32 protein-coding genes and 1 pseudogene are annotated in these 24,891 nt (G+C 28.6%); all 33 read left to right on the forward strand.

Features of this window, described 5'->3' with window-relative positions:
* The first annotated feature begins 14 nt into the window (after positions 1–14).
* Positions 15–773, forward strand: a complete 759-nt coding sequence (locus RT714_RS04695; protein ID WP_313756426.1) for a prepilin peptidase — start codon at positions 15–17, stop codon at positions 771–773.
* Between the two features lie 11 nt (positions 774–784).
* The gene (locus RT714_RS04700) at positions 785–2,269 is read left to right on the forward strand and encodes a type II secretion system protein (RefSeq protein WP_313756427.1); all 1,485 of its coding nucleotides are present in this window, start codon (positions 785–787) and stop codon (positions 2,267–2,269) included.
* Positions 2,270–2,280: 11 nt separating this feature from the next.
* Positions 2,281–2,910 carry a prepilin-type N-terminal cleavage/methylation domain-containing protein gene (locus tag RT714_RS04705; RefSeq protein ID WP_313756428.1) on the forward strand — a complete coding sequence of 210 codons (630 nt, stop codon included), beginning with the start codon at positions 2,281–2,283 and terminating at the stop codon, positions 2,908–2,910.
* 13 nt (positions 2,911–2,923) lie between these two features.
* Positions 2,924–4,636: a hypothetical protein gene (locus RT714_RS04710; RefSeq protein WP_313756429.1), complete on the forward strand. Its 1,713-nt coding sequence runs from the start codon at positions 2,924–2,926 to the stop codon at positions 4,634–4,636.
* 15 nt (positions 4,637–4,651) lie between these two features.
* Positions 4,652–5,716 (forward strand): pilus assembly protein PilM, encoded by a 1,065-nt coding sequence (gene pilM / locus RT714_RS04715; protein WP_313756430.1) that lies wholly within the window; start codon positions 4,652–4,654, stop codon positions 5,714–5,716.
* Positions 5,717–5,718: 2 nt separating this feature from the next.
* Complete coding sequence (locus tag RT714_RS04720; protein ID WP_313756431.1) at positions 5,719–6,315, forward strand: PilN domain-containing protein; 597 nt, start codon at positions 5,719–5,721, stop codon at positions 6,313–6,315.
* Positions 6,269–7,657 carry a LysM domain-containing protein gene (locus RT714_RS04725; RefSeq protein WP_313756432.1) on the forward strand — a complete coding sequence of 463 codons (1,389 nt, stop codon included), beginning with the start codon at positions 6,269–6,271 and terminating at the stop codon, positions 7,655–7,657. Before RT714_RS04720 ends, RT714_RS04725 begins: the two co-directional genes overlap by 47 nt.
* Positions 7,658–7,669: 12 nt before the next feature.
* On the forward strand, positions 7,670–9,712 hold the full coding sequence (locus RT714_RS04730; RefSeq protein ID WP_313756433.1) for an S-layer homology domain-containing protein: 2,043 nt from the start codon (positions 7,670–7,672) through the stop codon (positions 9,710–9,712).
* Positions 9,696–10,172: a GspH/FimT family pseudopilin gene (locus RT714_RS04735; RefSeq protein WP_313756434.1), complete on the forward strand. Its 477-nt coding sequence runs from the start codon at positions 9,696–9,698 to the stop codon at positions 10,170–10,172. Before RT714_RS04730 ends, RT714_RS04735 begins: the two co-directional genes overlap by 17 nt.
* On the forward strand, positions 10,169–10,612 hold the full coding sequence (locus RT714_RS04740; protein WP_313756435.1) for a prepilin-type N-terminal cleavage/methylation domain-containing protein: 444 nt from the start codon (positions 10,169–10,171) through the stop codon (positions 10,610–10,612). The genes RT714_RS04735 and RT714_RS04740 overlap by 4 nt, the downstream gene beginning before the upstream one ends.
* 73 nt (positions 10,613–10,685) lie before the next feature.
* Positions 10,686–11,144 carry a hypothetical protein gene (locus RT714_RS04745; RefSeq protein ID WP_313756436.1) on the forward strand — a complete coding sequence of 153 codons (459 nt, stop codon included), beginning with the start codon at positions 10,686–10,688 and terminating at the stop codon, positions 11,142–11,144.
* 18 nt (positions 11,145–11,162) lie between these two features.
* Positions 11,163–12,194, forward strand: a complete 1,032-nt coding sequence (locus tag RT714_RS04750) for a hypothetical protein (RefSeq protein WP_313756437.1) — start codon at positions 11,163–11,165, stop codon at positions 12,192–12,194.
* A 16-nt stretch (positions 12,195–12,210) separates the two neighbouring features.
* Entirely contained in the window at positions 12,211–12,477 is a 267-nt protein-coding gene (locus RT714_RS04755) for a late competence development ComFB family protein (protein ID WP_313756438.1), read from the forward strand.
* A gap of 9 nt (positions 12,478–12,486) precedes the next feature.
* Positions 12,487–13,008, forward strand: a complete 522-nt coding sequence (locus RT714_RS04760; protein WP_313756439.1) for a shikimate kinase — start codon at positions 12,487–12,489, stop codon at positions 13,006–13,008.
* 52 nt (positions 13,009–13,060) lie between these two features.
* Positions 13,061–13,495, forward strand: coding sequence for a type II 3-dehydroquinate dehydratase (gene aroQ, locus RT714_RS04765; RefSeq protein ID WP_313756440.1), 435 nt, complete (start codon positions 13,061–13,063; stop codon positions 13,493–13,495).
* 19 nt (positions 13,496–13,514) lie between these two features.
* Positions 13,515–14,072 carry an elongation factor P gene (efp, locus tag RT714_RS04770; protein ID WP_313756441.1) on the forward strand — a complete coding sequence of 186 codons (558 nt, stop codon included), beginning with the start codon at positions 13,515–13,517 and terminating at the stop codon, positions 14,070–14,072.
* Between the two features lie 41 nt (positions 14,073–14,113).
* The gene (locus RT714_RS04775) at positions 14,114–14,434 is read left to right on the forward strand and encodes a CD1247 N-terminal domain-containing protein (RefSeq protein ID WP_313756442.1); all 321 of its coding nucleotides are present in this window, start codon (positions 14,114–14,116) and stop codon (positions 14,432–14,434) included.
* A 104-nt stretch (positions 14,435–14,538) separates the two neighbouring features.
* On the forward strand, positions 14,539–15,522 hold the full coding sequence (spoIIIAA, locus tag RT714_RS04780; RefSeq protein ID WP_313756443.1) for a stage III sporulation protein AA: 984 nt from the start codon (positions 14,539–14,541) through the stop codon (positions 15,520–15,522).
* 5 nt (positions 15,523–15,527) lie between these two features.
* Positions 15,528–16,052, forward strand: a complete 525-nt coding sequence (locus RT714_RS04785; RefSeq protein ID WP_313756444.1) for a stage III sporulation protein AB — start codon at positions 15,528–15,530, stop codon at positions 16,050–16,052.
* 12 nt (positions 16,053–16,064) lie between these two features.
* Entirely contained in the window at positions 16,065–16,259 is a 195-nt protein-coding gene (gene spoIIIAC, locus RT714_RS04790; RefSeq protein WP_072972014.1) for a stage III sporulation protein AC, read from the forward strand.
* A 23-nt stretch (positions 16,260–16,282) separates the two neighbouring features.
* On the forward strand, positions 16,283–16,669 hold the full coding sequence (spoIIIAD, locus tag RT714_RS04795) for a stage III sporulation protein AD (protein WP_313756445.1): 387 nt from the start codon (positions 16,283–16,285) through the stop codon (positions 16,667–16,669).
* Between the two features lie 11 nt (positions 16,670–16,680).
* Complete coding sequence (gene spoIIIAE / locus RT714_RS04800; RefSeq protein WP_313756446.1) at positions 16,681–17,841, forward strand: stage III sporulation protein AE; 1,161 nt, start codon at positions 16,681–16,683, stop codon at positions 17,839–17,841.
* 8 nt (positions 17,842–17,849) lie between these two features.
* Positions 17,850–18,467, forward strand: coding sequence for a stage III sporulation protein AF (gene spoIIIAF / locus RT714_RS04805; RefSeq protein ID WP_313756447.1), 618 nt, complete (start codon positions 17,850–17,852; stop codon positions 18,465–18,467).
* A gap of 1 nt (position 18,468) precedes the next feature.
* Positions 18,469–19,053, forward strand: coding sequence for a sporulation stage III protein AG (locus RT714_RS04810; protein ID WP_313756448.1), 585 nt, complete (start codon positions 18,469–18,471; stop codon positions 19,051–19,053).
* A 12-nt stretch (positions 19,054–19,065) separates the two neighbouring features.
* On the forward strand, positions 19,066–19,695 hold the full coding sequence (locus tag RT714_RS04815; protein ID WP_313756449.1) for a SpoIIIAH-like family protein: 630 nt from the start codon (positions 19,066–19,068) through the stop codon (positions 19,693–19,695).
* Between the two features lie 63 nt (positions 19,696–19,758).
* Complete coding sequence (locus RT714_RS04820; protein WP_313756637.1) at positions 19,759–20,163, forward strand: Asp23/Gls24 family envelope stress response protein; 405 nt, start codon at positions 19,759–19,761, stop codon at positions 20,161–20,163.
* A gap of 59 nt (positions 20,164–20,222) precedes the next feature.
* A complete protein-coding gene (gene amaP / locus RT714_RS04825) occupies positions 20,223–20,771 on the forward strand; it encodes an alkaline shock response membrane anchor protein AmaP (protein WP_313756450.1) in 549 nt (182 codons plus the stop codon).
* 15 nt (positions 20,772–20,786) lie between these two features.
* The gene (locus RT714_RS04830) at positions 20,787–21,023 is read left to right on the forward strand and encodes a DUF2273 domain-containing protein (protein ID WP_313756451.1); all 237 of its coding nucleotides are present in this window, start codon (positions 20,787–20,789) and stop codon (positions 21,021–21,023) included.
* 33 nt (positions 21,024–21,056) lie between these two features.
* Positions 21,057–21,464: a transcription antitermination factor NusB gene (gene nusB / locus RT714_RS04835; protein ID WP_313756452.1), complete on the forward strand. Its 408-nt coding sequence runs from the start codon at positions 21,057–21,059 to the stop codon at positions 21,462–21,464.
* 18 nt (positions 21,465–21,482) lie between these two features.
* Positions 21,483–22,706: an exodeoxyribonuclease VII large subunit gene (gene xseA / locus RT714_RS04840; RefSeq protein ID WP_313756453.1), complete on the forward strand. Its 1,224-nt coding sequence runs from the start codon at positions 21,483–21,485 to the stop codon at positions 22,704–22,706.
* A complete protein-coding gene (gene xseB / locus RT714_RS04845; RefSeq protein ID WP_313756454.1) occupies positions 22,696–22,929 on the forward strand; it encodes an exodeoxyribonuclease VII small subunit in 234 nt (77 codons plus the stop codon). Before xseA ends, xseB begins: the two co-directional genes overlap by 11 nt.
* A 2-nt stretch (positions 22,930–22,931) precedes the next feature.
* A complete protein-coding gene (locus tag RT714_RS04850) occupies positions 22,932–23,792 on the forward strand; it encodes a farnesyl diphosphate synthase (protein ID WP_313756455.1) in 861 nt (286 codons plus the stop codon).
* A 713-nt stretch (positions 23,793–24,505) separates the two neighbouring features.
* A pseudogene (locus tag RT714_RS04855) lies at positions 24,506–24,891 on the forward strand (hypothetical protein); the annotation flags it as partial.

A 24,891-nucleotide genomic window follows, 5' to 3' on the forward strand; every position in this document is an offset into this window, starting at 1 on the left:
AAAGGAGCAACAATATGATTATACTAATTTCTCTATATGGGCTACTAATAGGTTCATTTTTAAATGTATGTATATATAGGATGCCAAGAGAGGAAAGTATAATATTTCCTTCCTCTCATTGTCCCAACTGTAGTACAAATCTTAAATGGCATGATTTAGTACCAGTATTTAGTTTTGTAGTCCAAAGGGGGAAATGTAGATATTGTGGGGAGAAAATCTCCCCTCAGTATCCAATTATTGAACTATTGAACTCTATTATTTATTTAATTATTTATATAAAATTTGGATTTGCATTAGAATTTTTCTTTTATGCAATTATATTTTCATTACTTATAGTTATTACTGTAATAGATTTACAACATATGATTATTCCAGATATATTAGTTGTTTTAATTTTAGGTATTACAATTATCTATAAAATACTTTCATACATATTATATAGTAAATCACCAGAATTACTATATAGTATTGGAGGACTAGTTTTAAGCGGAACATTATTTATTCTTATTATTATAGTATCTAAAGGTGGGATGGGTGGAGGAGATGTAGCTTTAATTGGAGCATTAGGATTTATTTTAGGTATCAAAAAAATATTTCTTACTATATTTCTATCTTTCCTACTAGGTGCAATTATTTCCGTCTTTTTATTAATTATGAAAATTAAGGGAAGAAAGGATCCTATACCTTTTGGACCGTTCATTATATTAGGATTTTTTATAGTAGTATTTTGGGGAGAAAAGTTGATTAGTTGGTATGTGAGTTTGTTGTTTTAGGAGAGTTTGAGATGAGACAAAGAAAAGGACTTACTCTTATAGAAGTTATACTTTCAATTATGCTTTTAGGTATAATTGCCATTTCCATTTTACCTATATTTATTCATGCTATTAAGTTTTCTAAGTGGAATATTATTAGACAAAATGCAATGAGCATGGCTTATGCACAAGTGGAATGGTTAAAGACACTTGATTATAGTACTGAGTTAGAATTAAAAGGAAAATATTTTCCAGTTGGAAAAGATGGTATAAGTTTAGAAGGTGTTGTAAAAGAAGAATTATTTATGAATGATGAAAGTAGTAACCCTAAGATTATAGATGGAGTAGAATATAGATTTTTGACTAATATTTATTGGGAATCAGGGATTTCATCTACAGGAGAAACTGTGGCTAATGCATTAAGAAAAATCGATGTTACTGTTAAGGCAAAGGAGCCTTTTTCAGGTAAAGAAAAGGAATATTCTATCATAGGGACTCTTATAGCTTTTGAGGGGGAAAGAAGTCCTGATAATACTACTCCTCTTAAGGTGAAGGCGTTTACTGGACATGATTTTACGCAGCTGACAAAAAATGTGAAGATAGAGATTTATAACGAAAGTAAAACAACTCTAAAGGATTGGGGAAGGACAGATGAAAAAGGAGAAGCTATATTTGTGAAGTTACTTGATGGAAAATATCAAGTTAGTGCAAAAGAGTGGGAAAAGGGAGAAATGATGGGCAGACCTAGTAATATCAAAGGAAGCTATCCCAATGAAGAATGGATATCCTACGATTTAATACAGATAAATAAATCAGAGGAACCATATATAGAACACAGTATATTTGTAGATTATCCTGCTTATATAAAATTACATGGGGTTTCAGAATCCATGTTACTAGGTAGTGAATTGAGGTTAGAGCCAATATATAATGCACCTGAGGGTAAGGTATTGAATCTAGATCTTAAAACTAATTTAAACAATTTAGACAATCTAAAGATTTGGAGAGCATGGCAATATAGACATTCTTTAACATATAATGATGTAGAGTATAAATTAATAGATAAAAACACTAGAAAAGTATGGGATGGGGTTTTTTCATATTATAATAATAATTTTACTATTAAGGATTTAACCTTAGGATATGTTTTAGAAAGCAAGTATAATTCTCAAAATATTTATAAATTTGAAGGTAATAATATGATAATTCTTGATATTGTATTTCCTGAGTCAATTAGTTCAGAAAAAATCGAAAGTAAAATAGGAGAACCTGCAAAATTTAAATTTTCTTTATATGATGAAGATGTTAAAATACCTTTTAATCTTCAGATGATACAAAGAGATAAGAACAGCAATACAAATAAATATAAAATTTATTTAAATGCTAATTATATTGCTATGAATGAAAAAGATATTATATTTATGTTGGATGAATCAATTTTAGATGATAATGGCATAGGAATAATAGGTGACATGAATTTTATGACCTTAAAATATTCTAAAAATAACAATCAGTAAGGAGTTTTATTATGCTTACAGAAATTTATAATAATAAAAAATATAATAAAGGTTTTACTTTAATAGAACTTATTATAGTTGTGCCACTTATATCTATTATTTTTCTTATTACATATAATATAATTTTTGTAAGTAATAAGAGTTTTTTCTCTACTAAAGATAAATTTTCCACATATGAAGATATAAGGAAATTTGAAATTAATATTCAAAAAGAGGCTAATCAAGCTAGAAAAGCTACTAAAAATCAAGATGTAATGGAAAAAATAAGTGGAAAAGAGCTTCATATATATACTGATGTTAATGGAGATAATATACCAGAAATTGTCAGATATAGGATTGTAAACAAAGAATTAATAAGAGATGTGAAATACCCAATATTGAAGGCAAATTCTAATGAATTTCCCTATGTTTATAACAGTAGTTGGTCTGATGAAAAAATAGTTCTAAAAAATGTAAAAGATATAGACTTTATAGAAGATATAGAAAACATAAGAAAACAAGATAACAATATAATTACTAAAGACATTAAGGATTATAGGAAAAAAGCTACTTTAAAATTTAGTATAAATGATGATTCTAAAACAGGGAAAATTGATTTAACCATAGTGTTGGTAACAAAGAGTAGGGCTGAAGCATACTAGAGGAGGTACTAAAGTGAAAAAGATATTAAATAATAAAGGTGTTACTCTACCTATAGTATTAATAGCCTTTGTAATCACTACAATCCTAAGTTTTGCATTAATATTTATGATAAATACTCAAATTAAAATAAATTCTGTAGATAAACAAATGAAATCATCCTTTGAATATGCTGAAGCTGGATATAATAAATATCTTTGGCATTTAAATGATAATGTTGAATTTTACTCAACTCAAGAGAGTAAAAATATGATGAATAAAGATATCTCATTTCAGGATGGATTTTATAGATTAGAGGTTAAGAAACCAGAAGATAAAGATAGATTTGTAACGATTAAATCAACAGGATGGACAAAAGACAATCCTCATATTAAAAGAACAATAGTTGCTAGGGTTAGAAAAAAGCAATTTGTACATCATGTTTATGTAAGCGATGATGATGGTACGGCATGGTGGACATCTGGAGATGAAAGTATTGGTCCACTTCATACTAATAAAGATATTAGAATACAAAAAAAACCAATATTTTATGATACGGTAAGCTATGCTGGAAAGTTGATAAAAGGAACTGATTCAGGGCAAAATTCAACATATAATCCTGATTTTAAAGTAAAGAGTCCTTCTCAGCCGGAAAAAACAAATACTTTAGACTTTCCAGACCATAATAAAGATTTGAGACTATGGGCTGAAAAAGATAATATGGTTTTTAAAGGAAGAACTTGTATATATTTAGAGGGGAATAATATTAAAATTAGAAATGGAAATGATCCTATAGACAAAATTAAAACAATTTCAGTATCATCAATAAAAAATAAAGTAATTTATGTTGAAAAAGTTGAAGGTGGGGGTACTGGGAAATTTGATGTTAAAGCAGGAAATATTTTTATATCTGGGGAATTACAAGGGAAATTAACAATAGCAGCAGAAAATAACATTTATATTACTTATGATGATCCCACAAATTGGTACGATTACGATGAATCTAGATTAGGAGATAAAGCCTATAAACCACCAAGACCTCCCAATGAACATAAATGGAGCAATGGTAATAAGTATAGTTATCCTGAAAAAGGCGGTATTAAATATATTAGCACTAATTTCTCTCTTTCAAATGATAAAATGACTAGAATGGCAAATGGAGATGATATGCTGGGACTAATTGCTAATAATGAAATATTGATATTACATTATGGTTGGCCAAAAAGAGCATTGGAATTAGATTTAAGTGATAATTATTGGAATTTTGAATGGAATTGGGGAGACTATGGAAAATATGAAAGAAAATATTTATCACGAGGATGGTATTATAATATTCGAATAGATGGGAGATATTACAATGAAATATATTTATATAGCGGATATTATAATGTTTGGGTGTCAGATGAAAAATGGGGACAAGTTAGTGCAATCTATGACTTAGCACCAAAAGATGTAACAATACATGCTGCTATTTTTTCTGTTAATAATGGATTTGGTTTTGAAGATTACAATAATGGAAAGCCTAGAGGAAAAATAACATTATGGGGAAATATTACTCAAAGAAAAAGGTTGCCTGTAGGAACATTTAATATAAACACTGGTAATTCAGTAACTGGGTATAAAAAGGAATATGCTCATGATCCTCGTATGTTTTATGATTATCCTCCTCATATATTAGAACCGACTAATGTAGGTTGGGAGATTCATGAGTGGAAAGAGAGCAAAGATTATGTAATAGAGAAACCATAGAAGGAGGTAATGACGTTGAAATTACCATCAATCTCAAGAAAAGTTTTATCCATTGATTTCGGTTCAAAAGAAATCAAAGTAATAGAAGGCAAGTATTCAAAAAATAATATTCGTATATTTAAAGGGTTTACAATATCAGTAGAACCTCATTTCTATAAAGATGGAGAAATTTTAAATAAAGATATATTAGTTACTTTATTAAAGGATAAATTAAAAGAGAATAAGATTTCTACTGACTTAGCTTATGGAATTGTAAATAGCTCTAATATCATAACTAGAGAAATCACTATACCAAAGGTTCCCAGTGAGGAAATAGCTTCTATTATTGGATATCAATTAGATGAATTTTTTCCAGTAGATACAGAAGACTATATAGTTAATCATTTAACTATAGGAAGTAAAATGGAAGATGAAGTAGAAAAGTTAAATATTCTTTTAATAGGCTTACCAAAAGACATGGTTATAAATCATCTAGAGTTAATGAAGGAGTCAGGACTTAAGCCTCAAGTTTTAGATTATCAGAGTAATGCAATTGCAAAATTATTAGGTTTTAATGATAAAGTAAATGATTTCTATAATACTAAAGATTTGGTGATAGCATCTATAGATATAGGCTATAATAGTTCTAAACTTACAATAATAAAAAATGGTAATATGGAAGTATCTAGGATTTTAGATATTGGAGCAGAAACACTATATGAGAATTTAGAAGAACTTTTTGATTATTCTCCAGAGGATATTGAAGAAAAGATAAAAGAAATTGAAGATATATCCATATATAAAGAAGAATATACGGAATACTATAGATTGTTAAATGTTGTAAGAAATACTTTAATTAATCTAATGGAAAAAATCGAAATGATCTTTAGATATTATATGACGAGAGATTCTGGAAATATAATTAATTATATTTTATTAGAAGGTGGTCTTTCTAATATTAATGGATTGGACAATCTATTTTCAAATTATTTCAATATACCTTCTATTAAACTATTATCATTAGACAAAATAAAATGGAATGAAGAACTAAGTAAATTTTCCAATGCAATAGGTGGATTAATTCGCTTTGATAGGGTGTAAATATGAGAGATTTAAACTTTTTTGAAATTTATATAGAAAAGAAAGAGATTAAGGGAGATAAAAAGATTTTATATTTTACAGTATTAATATCTTCAATTATATTATTATTGATATATACCATATATAGTGAAATAGTTATAAGGCGAGAAACTAAAACAATAAAAAGTCTTAAGATTATAGCAGAAGATTCCAAGATATTAAAAAAGGTTGGTGAGATAAGGGAAAAGGAACTCGAAGTAAATCAATTTAGGGAATCTGTGGAAAAACTTAAATTATTAAATATGGCTATTGAAGAAAGGGATATAGTGGATAAAGTTTTACTAGATAAAATCAATGATAATATTCCAGAAGAGATATTTCTTACATCTCTTAGTATTCAAGGAGAAGATATTTACATAGTAGGTATATCTAAAGATAAATGGGCAATTGCTGAGTTTCAAAAAGGATTGGGATCTTTAGAAAATTGGGGAGAAATTTTTGTATCTAATATATCAAAGCAAGAAGAATATTATAATTTTAGTTTAAATATTACATTAGTGGGTGTGAATGATAATGGAGAAGTTGTTGAAGAAGAAAATCAAAATGAGAGAATTAACTAAAAATGAAAAAAGACTTTTAACTATTTTGTCAATTGTTATATTGATTTTAGGAAGCTATAAATTTATTATCACACCACTATCTAGTAAGATAGAAAATTTAAAAGCACAGAAGCTAGAATATCAATCTAAAATAGACGAGATTAACCATGTCCTTAGAAAGGAAAATAATATTAATAAAGAATGGGATGCCTTACATAAAGAGAAAGCAGACATAGTAGCTAAGTATTTTCCAAAACTAGACCAAGCACAGGTAATATATTTATTAAATGAATTATTGGATCAAGAAGCAGTTTCTATTGTAGATATGAACTTTAGCAGACCTAGTTATGAAGATATAGGTGATTTTCAGGTAAAGAACATGACTATATCGGTACCATATAATGGTTCTTATGATGGAGTTGTAGATATTATAAAAGCGCTGAAAACTAGTCCTAGAAATATATTATTAGAAAGCGTATCTATGGATAGAGATAGTGCAGGAAGGTTAAATGGCAATATGACCTTAAAGGTATATAGCTTGGATGGTATTGTAGATACAGATAATGATGTAATATATATAGATATAGCAAATGATGAAGTTAAGAACACTCCTTTTATCCCTTATGAGGATTTTAAAGATGAGCAAGTTGAAGATAATGGAAATATAAAGGATAGTATAGAAGTAAAGCCTTATGTGGAAGAAGTTTTATTAGACTTCGAAAATAAAAACACATATTTTTTACCTTCTCAGGAGCTGGTAAAGGGCTCAGTTACTCAATCAGTTAAGGCTAAATCAAAGAAGTTTTCCCTAAGATTTGAATATGATATTGTAGCTATTGAGGAAGAAAATCGTGGTTTTATAGATGTTTCCAAGAATAATATAATAATTAAATATCCTCCAAACTCTATTGGACTCTGGGTTTATTCATATGATTATTCACCTGCTACAGTTGGCATTTTATTTCGTGGGCAAATGGGGGAGGACATCTATCTTCCTTTAACTAAGGGAATAGGATGGACCGGTTGGAAGTATATAGAGGCAAATCCTCCAGAGGATTTAAATATTTATCCTATGAAATTAGATAAATTATATGTTGAAATTCCTAAGGACAGAGATAACTGTGGTGTACTCTTGATGGATAAACTTGAAGCAGTATATACTAGAAATATTGATGAAGATGGAAACGATATAAATGCAGGAGATTATATTTTTCATGTAGTTAAAAGGGGAGATACTATGGAGAAAATAAGCATGGAATATTATAATACCAATAAATATAAAGACGAGATATTAAAGCTTAATGAAATGAAATCTACTGATAGCTTACCTGCTGGAAAAATTCTTGTATTAAAAAAGCGATAAGAAGGTGAATAAATGAGAAAATATAAATTAATATCAACTATATTATTTATTATTATAATTTCAATTAGTATAAATGTATATGCAGATAAAAATAGTCTTGATTATAAAAAAGGCTATGATGATGGTATACAAAAAGGGAGAAGAGATGGAACTTCTACTGGGACATCTGATGGAAGGGATAAAACTAATACTATGAAAAGGGTTCTAGAATCTAATCTTAGGGATTATAGACGAGAGTTTAATATAAACGGTAAATCTCAAGATTATATTGATGGTTTTGAAGAGGCTTATGAAGATGAATTTGAGGAAGCCTATTATATTGCATATAGATTGGAAAATGGACAAGATACTATAATTATTTATGGTGTTGAAGATTTTGGAACTATTATGGGCCGAATAGATGGTTATATTGCATATAAGGATGGAAAGAAAAATGACTGGGAGAGATATATTCCTAGTGATAGAAAAATAAAAGATATGTTTGAGCTAGATAAAGAGTCTAGAGAATATAGAGATGGATTTATAGATTTATTTAAAAAGGCGTATAAGCTATCATTTGAAGCTGCTTTTCAAGTAGCAAAATTAGGTGAAGATGATTACTCATATGAAAAAGGGTTAGAAGATGGAGATGCATATGCTAAGGATTTAGCTACAATTAATGGAAGAAGGGATTATTTATTAGGACGTAGAAATGATTATACAAGAAATATGCCTTCTAATAGAGAAATCGTAGATATGTTTAACTTAAATAATGAGTCTAGGGAATATAGAGAAGCTTTTTTAGCAGGGTTTGAATTTGGACAAAGTAAATCTGGGGGGAAAATTGATGGCGGATATATGGTTTATTATAATGATGCATTTAGAAAGGCTAATAAAGAAACTATAGAAACACCTGACTTAAATGGTGAAGAAGGTGGTAGAACCATAGGTAAGATGAAGGGGGAATATGCGGCAATTATAGATGTTACATTGGGGAAAACTAATTCTTGGGAGATTCATAAAGTAAGTGATAGTTCTATTTCTAGGGAATATGGTCTTGACTTTCAATCTGATAATTATAGACTAGGGTTTATAATAGGATATTGGGATGAATTTATGAAATCCTATAATGAAACCTATAAAAAACTTCAACAGGATAGTAATAAGGTTAAGACATATACGGAAAAGATTTCAATTGATGGTAAGAATAATATTGGAGTACCTGAGGACGATAAATTTTTAGTAGACGTTGAAGCAGGAACTTATTATAATGATGTAATTGTAACAATAGATAGTATACCAACATCTTATATAAATCCTAATTCTACTAGACATACTCAAGCTTCTGGAGTTTATGGATTAAAAATTATGAATGTGGCGGGGGCCTTTGATAAGAATAAAAAGATTACTATTAAATTCAAATCCTACGGAAAAGATATTAAATATGGCATATATAAATACCATTATAATAATTGGGTATATATCCCATCTAAACAAGAAGGAGATTATTTGGTTGCAGATATAAACTTAAATAATATTAATCGTTTTGGGAATATCTATGCTGTTAGGGTAGATAATAAATTACCAATATTTCACGAATCTAGGGGGCATTGGGCCAAGGATGAGATAAACACATATGTAAAGAGGGAAATTATCTACGGTTATCCAGATAAATCTTTCAAACCGGATAATACGATTTCAAGGGGAGAATTTGTAACTATGCTAAGTAGATTATATAATTGGTATCCTCCATATGATTCTACAAACATAACTAAGTTTAAAGATTATAATAAATTTGGTTATGCAGAAAAAGCAATATCCTATGCAACTTATTATAAACTTGTAAATGGATATGCCGATAATACTTTTAGGGCAAATGCACCTATTACCTATAAGGAAGTTGAAATTATAATGTCTAGAATATTAAATGATAAAAACTTTAAATGGGATTATTTTGCTAATAAAATGCTTTATGAAAAAAGAGTACGCTCAAATAGCAAAGATAGTATGAATAATAGAATAACTAGGGCAGAGTTTACTTATCTGTTGTATCAATTAAATGAATGGCAATATTGACAATGGAAGATTTAGTACTAAAAAAGGATATACTTTAGTGGAATTAATAGTGACAATAGCACTACTTGCTATTGTTATATCCATAGGTATACCTAGTGTAAAAGTGATATTTAATACTAGAGAAAAGAAAGAATTAATGGAATTTCGAAGGGATATTATCTTTGCTAGAAATAGTGCTGTAGTAGAAAATTGTATCTACGCCTTAACTATAGATGTTAATAAAAATGGATATATAATTACTAAAGATAGTGGAGTAGGTATGAAGATAATAAAAAATATTAAGTTTTCAAATGGGATAAAGATTAAAGGGAATAATTTTAATGGCTATACAAAATTTTATCCAAACGGTGCCCCGAATAATTCAGGAACTATTTTGCTTATTAATAAAAAAAAGCAAATTATAGAAATAACTATAACACCAGCAACTGGTAAAGTTAATCTTTATGTAAATGGTAGATGAAAAGAGGTATTAACTTGAATAAAAAGGGATTTACTTTAGTTGAAACTATATTAGGATTATTTCTATTAGGGTTAATTGCAGTTACGGTTTTACCAATAATCAATACAGCTTTTATTAGGATTGAAAGTCATAAAATAAAGATGGAAATGGTATATCTTGGGGAAATGTCAATGGAAAAAATCAAAGCTTTTGATGCAAGTAGTAAATCTGACTTATTTATCTATGATACTAATATATCTGAAGTAATAAAGTTGTTTAAAGAATATGATGATATTGAAATAAATATACCTAAAAAAGAAAATGATGATAAATATTACTTAAAAATATCTAAAAATCAAAGAATGGATTCATTGTGGATCGTTTCTATATCTGTATTTCACAATAAAAAGGGGAGTAATATTAAAAATGTGGAATATAAGGCGTATATGCCTCCAAAATAAGGGTTTTACATTAATACAAATAATGTTATCATTGGCAATATGCTCTCTAATCATATTGCCCCTTTTTAGTATTTTGAAATTTTCTATGGATGCATGTACTACAGGAGATGAAAAAGATGAATTAATGCTAAATGGCAGATATGCTATTGAATATATCAAGGAAGAAATTAAATCCGCTGACAAGATAATTTCATCAGATAAGATAGAAGGGTTAAAGAAGAAATTCCCTACTAATGTAGGGTTTGTCATTATGATAATAGATGATAATAATGGCTATAATCTACATAAATATAGTACCTATTATGTAAAAGATAATAAAATTATAAGGTTAGCTTGTAGTCTTAAAGATAATAAATATCCTTCTTATACCAAATTTGATGGATATAATGAACTTTGTGGATTTGTAAATAATATAGAGGAGACAAAATTTGATATAGAAAATTCTATGATTAATTTAAACTTAAAATTCAAGCATAATCACGAGAAATTAGAATTAAAATCTGATATTTATATTAGATGTCCAATAGATTAATAAATATTTGGAGGTTCTATGAAAGCCAGGGGTGGATTTATTTCTGTTGTTTGTTTGATTGTTATGGCTGTACTGATGGTTATGGTATTGTACTTAGAATATATTACTGGGTTAGAGCATTTAATATTAAATTCAACTATAAATAATATTCAATCATATTATTTAGCAGAAGGGAAAATATATATGATACTTAATGAAGACAAATATTACTGCAACCAGTTATATCCAATTCTTGTAGAATATTTTAGAACAATGCCTTATTCAAGATCACCTAGAGATATTATAATAGAGAAAGAGGATTTAGAACTAGGGGATAATGTGGATAGGGTAGGAGTAGCCATTATAGATAGGGGTAGTAAAAAAGACTTGGAGCTTATGGCTAAAAGTAATTTTAACGGTTTAAAAACCATATTAAAATCTGATATAAAATTATTTAATGAAATTGTAGAAATGGAGATTTCAGTTTTAGATACAGACTCCATAGAAATTGAATATAAAGAAAAATTAAAGGATTTATTATTAAATGTATCAAAGAAAATTAATATAAAAAATTGTAACAAACCAAATAATATTTATGGTATAGACTTAGCGGACTTTAATAATATAGTTCTAGATAATGGAGGTAATAATAATTTTAAGATATCTGCTTTTAGAGATACGATGTTAGTACCATATATAGAGATATTTAATGATAAAGAAATATTTATAATTGTAAGAAGTTCTGATGAATATTCTACTAATTTCTTTATTGGCTCTACTGATACTCCAAATCAGATTATAAAACTTTCCGGTATTATATATGTTGAAGGAAATATAACAATATCTAAGGATTTTCAATTTAATGGTATAATAATAGTAAAGAATGGAGATATAAAAATAAATCATGATGTAAAAATTGATATTAAGGGGGTGGCAATTCTCGATAATATAATTAATAATGATTTCTTAGAAAATCCTAATATGTTTTATAACAGGCATTCTGTTTATAAATATGGCATATATTTACCTGGATTTATTGAAACAAAAATAGATTCAATAAAAATTAATTAATATAGGAGGAAATATGATGAACTTACATAATTTAATAGAAGATGAAGTATTTAATGCAATTGATAGTATAAAAAATGAAGTGCCAGTTAAGTGTTTATGTGAAAAATGTAAATTAGATATAGCAGCTATAGCATTAAACAATTTAAACCCTAAATATATAGTAACTGAAGAAGGTTATGTATATGCTAAGGCAAATAGTATGAATTATCAATTTAACACGGATGTAATAGCTGCTGTAACAGAGGCAATGAAAATTGTAGGTAAAAATCCTAAACATAACTAGGTGGTAAGATTGAAAAACATTGTATTAATTGGTATGAGCGGAGTAGGAAAAACAACTATTGGTAAAGCTTTATCTATTGTATTAAACAGAAGATTTGTTGATACGGATAACCTCATTGAAAACAAAAAAGGAATAAAGATTGAAGAAATTTTTAAAATATATGGGGAAGATTATTTTAGAAAATTAGAATGCCAAATTATTAATGAATTATATAAGGAAGAAAACTTAATAATATCTACAGGTGGGGGTATAGTATTAAATAGTAATAATATAACCATGCTTAAAGAAAATGGCATAATGATATTGTTGGAATCCTCAATAGATAATCTTGTGAATAATATTAAAAACTCTACGGCTAGAAGACCCTTATTAAATAATGGAGAAGAGATATATAATAATATGAAAATTATGTATAATCATAGAAAAAGATTGTACTTATCTTCTGCTGACTTTATAATTTTTGTTGATGGAAAATCAATTGATGAAATTGTCTATGAAATTTTAAGAAGATGTGTTAAAATTAACTCTTGAGGTAAATAATAGAGACTGATATAATAAAGTGGAAAGTGGAGGAAATTTGATTATGAAAGTACTTATTATCCATGGTCCAAATCTAAATCTCTTAGAAAAGCGAGATAATTTCATATATGGTGGGAAATCCTTAGGGCAAATTAATAAACTTATTATGAATAGAGCCATGGAGTTGGACATGGATGTTGAAATTTTTCAATCAAATCATGAGGGAGAGATTGTGGACAAAATTCAGGAGATTATAATATCTGGATATTCAGGTTTAATTATTAATCCAGGGGGATTTACCCACTATAGTATAGTAATTAGGGATGCTATAGAAATGCTGGAAGTTCCCGTAATAGAGGTTCATCTATCTAATATTTATGGAAGAGAAAATTTCAGAAGAGAATCTGTTATAGCTCCTGTTTGCACTGGACAAATATCAGGTTTAGGGTCTAGTAGTTATTTAATAGCCATGGATGCCTTAAGATTATTGAATAAGTAGAACATAGGAGGGTAAAAATATGATATCAGCAAGTGATTTTAGGAAGGGTATAACATTTGAAATGGATGGAGATGTATATCAAATAGTTGATTTTCAACATGTTAAACCTGGAAAAGGAGCAGCTTTTGTTAGGACAAAAATAAGGTCTGTAATGTCTGGAGGAACTAAAGAGGTAACATTTAACCCAACAGAAAGATTTCCAAAGGCTCAGATTGAAACTAAGGAAATGCAATATTTATATAATGATGGTGAATTGTATTATTTTATGGATACTGAAAACTATGAGCAGTTGCCATTAGAGAAGGAAGCTGTAGAAGATGCTATGGTTTATTTAAAAGAAAATGATAATGCTACTATTAGATTTTATCATGGTAAGGCCTTTGAAGTAAATGCACCAAATTTTGTTGAATTAGAAGTTACTGAAACTGAGCCAGGTGTAAAAGGTGATACTGCTTCAGGTGCTAATAAACCGGCTACTGTAGAAACAGGTGCAGTTATAACTGTTCCTTTATTTGTGAATATAGGAGATATAATAAAGATAGATACAAGAACTGGTGAGTATTTATCAAGAAAATAGGTAATAATGTTTTTAAAATATAAAATTAGGAGGGTTAAAAAATGGAATATTTAATACAAAAAGTGTCTTATTTAAGAGGATTAGCAGATGGTTTAGGAGTTGATGAAAGTTCCAAAGAAGGTAAATTATTACTTCAAATAGTAGATGTACTAGAAGAATTTACTGACGTATTAAATGAAACTATTGAAAATCAAGAAGAATTAGAAGAATACGTAACATTTATTGATGAGGACTTAGCAGATGTAGAAGACGAGATATATGGAACTGACGAAGATTATGATGATTTTGATTTTGATGATTATGATGATTTTTGCGATGATGAAGATTGTTGTTGTCATTGTGGAGAAGAAGACGAAGAATAATTTATTAAAAAGATTCTAAAGCTAAAAGCTTTAGAATCTTTTTTTATTTTTTTGGAATATATAGATTGTACAATCATAGAATTGATATAAAGGAGGGACAGGTTGTGTTAAAAAATTCTAGGATATATGATTCTGTGATTCAAAATTTATGTGGAGAACTAAATACTGTACTAGCTCAAATTCCTTCTAACTATAAGGAAAAGGTAGAAGAAATAAGACTTCGAAATGGAGGACCACTGACTATTTCATACGAATCTAAGGATTATTTCATCTCTACAAATGGTAGTGTTAGTTGTATTCCATCAAAGGCAATGGTTATTAGAGAAGAACATATTAGAAATACATTTCAAATAATTAGTAATTATTCTGTATATGCATATGAGGAGGAAATCAGAAATGGATATATAACTATAAAAGGAGGGCATAGGGTGGGGATTGGCGGCAAGGTAGTATATGGTTCTAAGGGGCTTGAAACTATAAGGAACATTTCCTCACTAAATATAAGAATAGGAAAAGAGATTCTAGGAGTTTCTGACAGTATTATTCCTTATTTAGTTAAAATGCCTAGAATGTTTTATAATACATTAATTATATCGCCTCCTCAATGCGGAAAAACAACGTTGTTACGAGATATAGTTAGGAACTTAAGCAATGGATTTGGTCTATTAAACTCTAATGGTTTTAAAGTAAGTGTAGTAGATGAAAGGTCAGAGATAGCAGGTATGTATAAAGGAATAGCACAGAATGACATTGGCTTTAGAACAGATGTTTTGGATGGATGCTTAAAATCTGATGGTATTATGATGGCAATTAGAGCTTTATCACCAGATATAATAGCTGTAGATGAAATAGGTAGTAAGAAAGATGTAGAGGCAATTAATGAAGCTTTGAGGGCAGGGATAAAACTTATGGCGACGATTCATGGAAGTAATCTAGAAGAGGTAATGAGTAAATCTAGCATGAAGGAGCTATTTGAAGAAAAGGTATTTGAGAGATTTATTATACTTGATAGGTCAAAGGGTGTTGGTAGTATAAAGGAAATAATAGATGGCTATAGTTTTAAACCTATTTATGAATTAAAAGGGTGATTTATATGGTTTTATTAAAATTAATATCTACATTATTGATTTTTTTAACTTCTAGTACAATAGGATATCTTTATGGAAAAACCTTCTCTTCCAGATTGGAGAATTTAATATATTTAGAACAGTGCATCAAAATTTTGGAAACTGAAATAGTATACGCTGCAACTCCATTACCAGAGGCTTTATCTAATGTATTCAATAAAGGCAAAGGAAAAGTATCTTATATATTTGATGAAATTAAAAAAAAATTATTTTTAAATAAAGAAGGAGGAGTATACAATAGTTTCTTATCAGTTGAAGACAAACTATATGAGGAACTCCATTTACAAAAAGAGGATGTGGAAGTTTTTTTATCTTTAGGTAGAGTTTTAGGAACATCAGATAGGATGGATCAACAAAAGAATTTTACACTAATTTTAAATCAAATCGGTACTCAAATTTTGGAGGCAAAGATAGAAAGAAATAAAAATGAAAAATTATATAGAAGCTTAGGAATTATAACTGGAGTCGGGATAATAATTTTACTAGTGTAGGGGAGGAAGGATATGGAAGTAGATTTAATTTTTAAGATTGCTGGACTAGGTGTAGTTATAGCTGCTTTAAATATAGTACTGGATAAGTCTGGAAAAGAAGAATATGCTTTTTTTACTACATTATTGGGTGTAGTTATTGTGCTAGGAATTGTAATTAACTTAATTAGCAAGCTTTTTGATAATGTGAAGGTATTATTTAGATTGTAATACTTTATTAAGGGGAATGTAAGATGGAAATTATTAAGATAGTAGGCGTAGGGGTTGTGGCTACAGTACTTATTATTATTTTAAAAGATATAAGACCAGAGTTTTCTTTATTTATAAGTTTATTAACTGGCGTTATTATTTTCTCCATGATTTTAGGTGAATTATCTTATGTAATAGGAACTCTAAATACTTTAGCTAAGAGAGTAAATATAGAATTTGCATATTTTTCTACAATTCTTAAGATAATTGGAATGGCCTATATTGTAGAATTTGGAGCGCAGATATCACGAGATGCTGGAGAAGAAGGTATTGCAATGAAAATTGAGCTAGGGGGGAAAGTGCTAATTATGGTTCTTGCAATTCCCATTCTTTTAGCTCTTATGGAACTAATTATAAAAATACTTCCTTAAGGGTGAAACATATGAAAAAAAACTACTTTGTTATTTTTATTGTGTATTTAATAGTATTTGGAACTAGGGTTTATGCTGATGATAGCAGCTCATTTATAATAGATGAGCAAATGGATATCTTGAACATCAGTGATTTAGAGAATGTTATAGAAAATACCATAAAAGAAAATGAGCTTTTACCAGAATTAAATACTAAAGAGTTTCTTAGGAATCTAGTAAAAGGAAATATTTCCTTTAGCCCTCGGGACATTGTTAGAAATATATGGTTGGTTTTTTTTAAAGAACTAAGGCTTTCACTAATTTTGCTGGCAAAAATACTTATTATTACATTAATTTCTTCAATACTTACTAATCTTCAATCTACTTTTGAAAACGCTTCTGTTGCAGAATTAGCAAATTATATTTCTTATGTTCTAATAGCAATTTTGGTGATAAGTAGCTTTGATCAAGTTATGGATCTTGCAAGGGATACTGTTGATAATATGGTAGGATTTATGCAGGTAATACTTCCAATTTTACTTACATTACTTACTGCGGCATCTGGCCCTAATACCAAAATGTTATTTCATCCAATGATACTTATGACAGTAAATCTTATTGGAATTTTAATAAAGACTATAATTTTACCTTTAATTTATTTCTCATTTATTATAAGTATAATAAGCAATATTTCAAATAGAATGGAATTTAGCAAATTATCTGAATTAGGTAGACAAGTAATAACATTTATAATATCTGGAGCATTAACTTTATTTATAGGAATAATTACAATATATGGTTTGGGAACTAAGATGGATGGATTGACCATAAGAACGGCAAAGTTTGCTATAGATAAATTTATTCCTATTGTTGGAGGATTTTTATCTGATGCAGTTGAGGCTGTAGTAGGTTGCTCTGCAATTCTAAAAAATGGTTTAGGGGTTATTGGACTTTTAATTCTATTGTTTATATGTATTTTACCTATTATCAAAATTTTAGTATTATTATTTACTTATAAAATAATTTCAGTTGTTATACAGCCAATAGGTTCTAGTAATTTAGTGGAATTTTTTAATCAAGTAGGAAAATCAATGTTGCTTATTCTAATTAGTCTTATATCAACTGGAACAATGTTTTTTATTACTATAACTATTATTGTAGAAACAGGAAATAATTTACTAATGCTAAGGTAGGTGAATCTATGTATATCATATCTTTTATAAGTACCTGGCTAAAGGATATAGTTGTTTTATTTATACTTATTTCAATTGCAGAACTTATCATGCCCAAGGGAAATATGAAAAAGTACATTAATATGGTAATAGGGTTATTGATTATATTTACAATTATTAGTCCTTTTGCAAAGTTGTTAAAGTTAAATTTTAATTTTGAGCAGTCAGTTTTTAATTATTCTAAGGCAAATACATTTGAAGATATACAGCATAATGAGTTTTATATTCAGCAGGCAAAGCAAATAGAAGAAGTATATAAAGAAAAGATATCCAATGAAATATCAGGATTAATTGAAGGAAAAACTGATTATAAAGTAGTAAATATTATAGTTGAAATAATAGATGGGAAGAAAGATTATGGGAAGATAGATTATTTAGATATTAGTATATGTGAAAGCGATAAAAGTATAGATAAAAACAAAATCTCTATCGAAAAAGTAAAATCTATTGAGATTGAGAAGAATATAATAGATCAAGAATTATTAGATAGAGAGTATGAGGAGTTAAAAGAGCTAATTTCTACCAGATATTCAGTAGATAAAAAGAGGATAAATATAAAAATGTATAAAAAGGGGAAAGGTGAATAAAATGAACGAAATATTAGATAAAATAAAAGATGCCCTTACAAAAATGAATAACAAAAAGTTTATTAATAATTTATTCATAATACTACTTATGTCCATCATATTTTTAATTGTAGCTAATATTTTTCTTGGGCCAAAAACTAAAAATATTGATAGTACTACAGATAAATATATAAAAGATATCAATAATAACCTAGAATCTGATTATAGTGGCTATTTGGAGAAAAAACTAGTTGATATTTTGAGTAAATTAAATGGAGTGGGTAAAGTAAGTGTTATGGTAACTTTAGAAAATAGTATAGAAAAAATTACTGCTACAAATACAACAAAGACTACAGAAAATACTTTAGAGAATGATTCAGAAGGAGGGACTAGGGAGATACATAGAGAAGATTTAACAACCCAAGTGGTAACTAAAGGTAATGATGGCTCATTACTAGTAGTTAAAGAAATCAAACCTACTGTACAAGGTGTTATTGTAGTAGCAGAAGGTGCTGATGATCCTAAGATAAAGGAGATGCTCTACAATGGTGTAAAGACTGTATTAGGAATAAAGGGTAATAAAGTTCAAGTATATTCAAGTAAATAAGGGGGAATAATTATGTTTAAAATCAAGAGACCTGCAATTATAGGCCTGTTAGTTGTATTGTTAGTTTTTACTGGATATTTAAATCATCAACTAACACAACAAGCACAAAGAAAATCGTCAAAGGATTATCAAAATCATGAACTTATGGAAATGACAAAAAATCAAGAATCTAAAGAAGAAAAAGAAGAATTAGGAGTAGTTGAAACTGCTGATAATATAGATATAATTGATTCAGCTAAAAATGAAGGAAATGAAGCCTTGGAGACAATGTATACAGAGGCAAGCAAAGATAGAAAAAATTATTTTGTTGAATATAGATTGTCTAGGGATAAATTAAGAGCTTCTCTAATAGATAGATTAGATGTGATTACTAATAATTCAAACACTGCGGAAGATGTAAGGAAAGAAGCACAAAGAGAAATAATGAAACTTGGAAATAATTCAGAAAAAGAACTTCAAATTGAGGGGTTAATAAAAGGGAAAGGTTTTGAAGATGCGATTGTATTTTTAACGGATAAGGATATAAAAATAGTTGTATCGACTAATGAGTTAAGTGAGCAAGATATGATAAAAGTTCTAGATATAGTAAAATCAGAAACAGATTATGATAATAATAATATTAAAATAATGAAAAAACAATAGAAATGTTTGTAAATGATATTATCCTCTGATATAATAGCTTTAAGAACTTATAGTTGTATGGAGGTGTTAATTTTGGTCGATAATTATAATGATGAGAATGTTGAACATGGTACTGTAAAGATTTCAGATGATGTTGTTGCTATTATTGCTGGAGTTGCTGCTACTGAAGTTGATGGTGTAGCAGGGATGAGTGGTGGTATTACTGGCGGCATCACAGAAATGTTAGGTATGAAGAATTTATCTAAGGGTGTAAAAGTAGAAGTTGGAGATAAAGAAGCTGCTATAGATTTATATATTATTGTGGAATACGGTTCGAAAATTTCAGAACTTGGTCAAAAGATACAAGAAAATGTTAAAAACACAGTAGAAACTATGACTGGATTAAATATTGTAGAAGTAAATGTAAATATTCAAGGTGTGAATATTCCAAAGGAGAGAAAAATAGAAACAGAACCTAGAGTAAAATAGTATATTTACCCTCTGTAAGTCAGAGGGTAATTTTAAATGTTAAGAGAGGAGATATACTTATGAAGATTTTAGATAGATTAATTATTGTATTCTTTTCCCTATGTATATTAATATTATCATTTTGTATCATTGTTATCCCTTTTAATATTCCAGGTTTTTTATCAGTGGATAATATTGTTGCTATAGTGAGGAGTATAAATAAAAATTATTATTATACCTTAGCAGGGTTAATTTTATTTATAGCTAGTATAAGAATTATTTTTTCAGGTTTTTCTAGAAAAGAAACTAAATCTTTGGATTCATACTTAATTACTAGAAATGAATTTGGAGAAATAGTCATTTATTCCAATACAATAGTTGGATTAGTAGAAAATGTTGTTGATAAATTTTCAGGTATGAGTAATATTAAAATTAATGTAAATTTACCTGATGGACAAGTTCATATTGAGCTTACTGGGGATGTTTCACCCGATATTAATATTCCAGAGGTTACTAAAGAATTGCAAGCTACGGTAAAAGAATATGTTGAGAATGCAACTGGAGCTAATGTTACTGAAGTAAAGGTAAAAGCAAACAATGTATCAAGGCCTAATAGGGTAATAAAGTAAAATGGGGTGTTATCTATGGGTAAACAAATACTACGGGAGCTTTTAGAATTAATTAATGAAAATAGGGGAAAGTTCTTTGGTGCTTTTTTAGGATTCCTATTGGGAATAATAATTCTTATCATTGGTTTTTTTAAAACTTTGTTTATTTTTATATGTACTTGTATAGGATATACTATAGGGAATAAATCTTACAAAAACATTAATTTTAAAGAATTGCTGGAAAGGATACTTCCTCCAAGTGGTAGAAATTAATATATTAAAGTTTTATATTTTTAGGAGGGAAAAATGGGAAGAAAACAGGCAAGAGAAGGAACAATGAAGGTACTCTATCAAATGGAGGTAAATGATGATTTTTCTGATGATGCATTAAATATATATTTTAATAATTTTCCTTTTGAAGAGTTGGAAAAGGAATATATATTAGATGCTATGACAAAAATAAAAGAAAATTTAGATTCTATTGATAAATATATTGAATTATATTCTGAGGGATGGAATTTGAATAGATTGGCAAAAATTGATTTGGCAGTTTTAAGAATTGCTGTATATGAAATTCTGTATAGAAAAGATATACCAGTCGAAGTATCCATTAATGAGGCAATTGAAATTGTAAAGAAATATAGTACAGAGGAATCTTTTAGGTTTATCAATGGAGTATTAGGTGGGTTTGTTAGGAATATCGATAAAAAATAAGTATTATGGAGATAGGATATGGATATAAGACCTCTAAAAGTAAGTGAAGTAAATACTTATATTAAAAGAGTTTTTTTAAGTGATATGATTTTATCTAATTTAAGTATTGAAGGTGAAATATCAAATTTTAAACACCATTATAGTGGTCATATGTATTTTAATCTTAAAGATGAAAAGGGAAAAATCAAGGCGGTAATGTTTAGAACTGATAATGAAAAGCTAAAGTTTAATATTGAAGATGGAATGAAGATTGTAGCAACTGGATATATTTCTGTATATGAAAAAGAAGGAGATTATCAGTTTTATATTAGACATATTAAGGAAAGTGGATTAGGGGATCTATATAAAGCTTTTGAAGAACTAAAGAAAAAACTAGAAGCAGAAGGTATGTTTTTGGAAACTAATAAGAAATCTATACCATTTATGCCAAAAAAGATTGGTGTTGTTACTTCTTCTACTGGTGCTGCTATAAGGGATATTATTACTGTTATTAGAAGGAGATTTCCCCCGTGTTGTATACTTATATATCCATCTCTAGTACAGGGCTCACAGGCACCTAAAGAAATTTGCAAAGGACTTATTTATTTAGATAGTAGGGATGATATAGATTTAATTATTACTGGCAGAGGTGGAGGTTCTATAGAGGAACTTTTTGCCTTTAATGATGAAAAACTGGCTAGAACTATTTACAAATTAAAAACTCCAATTATATCTGCTGTAGGTCATGAAACAGACTTTACTATTGCAGATTTTGTTGCAGATTTAAGAGCTCCTACACCATCAGCAGCTGCAGAACTTTCTGTACCGGATATTGAACATTTAACTAATGAATTAGAATCTAAATATAAAAGATTAATTAGGAATATATATAGTACTATTGATGGTTATAGGATACAAATAGATTATTTAAACGGGAATCTTAAGTTTTATAGTCCTATGAATCAGTTAAAAGATAAAAGACAAGAAATTGATAATCTGTTTAGAGATTTAAATCATGTAATGGAAAAGAAACTTGGAGATAAACTAAATCAATTATCATGTTTGAAAAATAGTCTTAATATGTTAAATCCACTTTTAGCTTTAGATAGGGGATATGGTATTTTGACTGATAATAAAGGTAAACTTGTTAAATCTATAGATAATATTGTAGTAGGTGAAGAAATTAATATATTGTTAAAGAATGGTAAAATAAAATCTATAGTAAGAGGTGTTGATAAGGGGGAATTGTCAGATGAAAAATAAGAAATTAACCTATGAGGAAGCTATTTCTCAGTTAGAAAACATATTGAAAGAGCTAGAAGATCATGACTGTACCCTTGATGAGTCCATGGATAAGTTTAAAAAAGGAATTGAATTATATAACTATTGTAACGAATTACTATCTGAAAAAGAAGGAGAAATTAAGGTTTTATTAAAGGATAATAACGGAGATGTGACAGAAATGGATTTTCCAGTGGAGGTATAGAAATGAATGATGAATTAAAAAGTTTAAATACTATTATTGATGTGGAGCTTAATAATGTACTTAAAGATAAGAATGGTTATCAAAAAAGAATTTTTGAGGCTATAGACTATAGCTTATTTACTGGAGGAAAAAGGTTAAGACCTATAATGGCTATAAAATCTTATGAGATGTTTAAAAAAGATATTGAGGAAATAATGCCTTATGCAATGGCTATTGAGATGATACATACATATTCTCTTATACATGATGATCTTCCAGTTATGGATGATGATGATTTTAGAAGAGGTAAACCAACTAATCATAAGGTATTTGGGGAAGCTATGTCCATATTGGCTGGTGACGGTTTATTGAACTTGGCTTTTGAAACCATATCAAATCATATAGAAAGTTCTAAAACAATAGATGAGTATAGAAGACATGTTAGAACTTTAAAAGAAATTAGTAGATATTCAGGTATATATGGCATGATTGGAGGGCAAGTTGTCGATTTATTGTCTAATTATGATACTATGACAGAAGAAAAAATAATATTTATGTATAAGACTAAAACAGCAGCCTTAATACAATCAGCTTTAGTTTCGGGTGCTATTATGGGAGAGGCAACAGATATGGAGATTGAATTTATTAGGGAATTTGGATTCAATCTTGGATTAGCTTATCAAATTAGAGATGACATTTTAGATATGGAAGAAGATTCTGATATAAAAAAATTAACTTATTTGACATTTCATGACATTAACAAAGCTGAAGATGCTGTTAAAGAATATAGTAGAAGAGCCATTGAATCCTTAAAAAAGCTAAAAGACAGAGATATTAGTTTTTTTATTGAGTTAACTGAGAAATTAGTGAAACGAAATAGATAGTAGAATATAAATTGAATTTTGATATCAAATATGCTATAATATTTTTAGCTTGAGTGGTACAGTATTCTAGTCAGCACAACTATTCTAGAGGGCGGGGCTAAAAATCCGTCGAAGGGCATATCGATGAAGTTCCTTGTCTTGGCTCGCGACGCCCAGTCGTGGGTCATCACAGGGAGTAAGAGGGATGGGGCGATCTGCAATGGCATGCAGGCGATGACCCTACTCTCGTGGAGACATAGTAGATCAGATTTGAAATGGTCTATTATGATAAACCTGCTATGTATATCTTACTAAAAGCAGAGTAGCCTGCCTTGAGTGAAGTATGGCGGATGATAAGTTCAACTTAAGATATTGAAGGGCCCGATATATTTTAAGTTCTGTTATCGAAACCTATTTTGCAAAAGAGGCTAAGGAATAGAATGGCTGTAGAGGAAAACTCCTAGACTGTTCTAAAAAAGAGGTAGATTGTGGATTACAGTGCGGACTAAGTGGCAATCCAGTTTTATCTTTGGCGACAAGATAGTAATAAAATTAAAGGGAAACCGCTGTTATGGCGACAGACAGTTTTTATTAGGGAAATCCTGCTGGACCTAAAGCCGTAAGATTTACACAGTTTACTACCACTCTTATAGCTGATAGCTTGTAGCTATCAGCTTTTTGTGTATTGCTGTTTATTATTTTTTATAAATGGTTTTGGAGGGAATAATTAATATATGAATAAAAAAGAAGATGAGGGGATTTCTGCCAAGTATAATTTAAGATGGGTTCTTTTTATAAGTATATGGACATTTCTTATGTCTATTGTGGTATCGGTTATTACTGAAAATTTAGTAAAAAACCTGGATATTGCAATGGCTTTTGTTGTTTTGATAATAATTATTATGATAGGAATTATATTTGACATTATTGGTATAGCTGTAACTACAGCAGAAGAAAAACCATTTCATGCTATGGCGGCGAATAAGGTAGAAGAGGCAAGGTTTGCAATAAAACTTGTTAGAAATGCAGGACAAGTATCAAATTTTTGTAATGATGTTATAGGAGATATTAGTGGTATCTTATCTGGCGCAGCAGGTACTACAATAATATATAAATTAAT

It is taken from the genome of Tissierella sp., from assembly GCF_032104385.1.
GTDB lineage: Bacteria > Bacillota > Clostridia > Tissierellales > Tissierellaceae > Tissierella.